Genomic DNA, 901 nt, shown 5'->3' with positions numbered 1-901 from the left:
ACCGTGCTGGTATGGTTACGTAAGCACGGCTTGCAGGATTGGGCCGATCCATCCGGCCGTGCGCGATCGGGTTCCACCATGCCAAAGCCAGACTCAAAGCCACTCACACCGGAGCAGCGCATCAAGGAGTTGGAGACGCAGTTGCGCGAGGCGCAGGAGAAAGCCGCGCTGTTCGAGGCCGTGCTCGACGTGATGCGCAAGGACTACGGGATCACCGTAAAAAAGCCTTCGGGCAGGTCGTCGCGCAAAAGCGGATCGAAAAGCTGAGCGTCGAGCGAGCCTGCCGCTACATGGGCATCAGCCGCCAAGCGTATTACAAGCGGTGTCGCAGCGAGGAGCGCCGCTGCTCGCAAGCCGAGACCGTGACGGCATTGGTACGCGACGTGCGGCTGCGCCAGCCCAGGCTTGGGACACGCAAACTGCATCACCTGATTGGGCCGGCGTTGGTCGAGCGCGGCATCAAGCTGGGGCGAGATGGGCTGTTCGACGTGCTGCGCGCCGCGCGGCTGCTGGTCGTGCCGCACCGGGCGTATCACAAGACGACGCAAAGCCACCATCACTTCCGGCGTCACCCGAATCTACTGAAACCCGGGCCGGATCAAATCGTGCCGAACGGCCCCGAGCAGGTGTGGGTAGCCGATATCACATACTTGCCGACGGCTGGTCGGTTTGTGTATTTGAGCCTCGTCACGGATGCGTTCTCGCGCAAGATCGTCGGACATCACGTTCACGACAGCCTGCAGACCGAACAGGTCAGCCAGGCGCTGAAGAAGGCGTTGCGCAGGCGCCAGACCCGCCAGCCATTGATCCATCACTCCGATCGCGGGGTCCAGTACTGTTCGACCTACTATCAGGACATCCATCGGCGTCACGGCCTGCGCTGTTCGATGACGGACGGCTA

1 pseudogene is annotated in these 901 nt (G+C 62.6%); it reads left to right on the top strand.

What is annotated here, in order from left to right:
* Window positions 1-901: pseudogene (locus AC3WLY_RS35185) on the top strand (IS3 family transposase); the annotation flags it as partial.

Source organism: Burkholderia sp. FW306-1C-G01B, from assembly GCF_058781685.1.
This window is presented reverse-complemented; position numbering and strand designations above follow the sequence as displayed.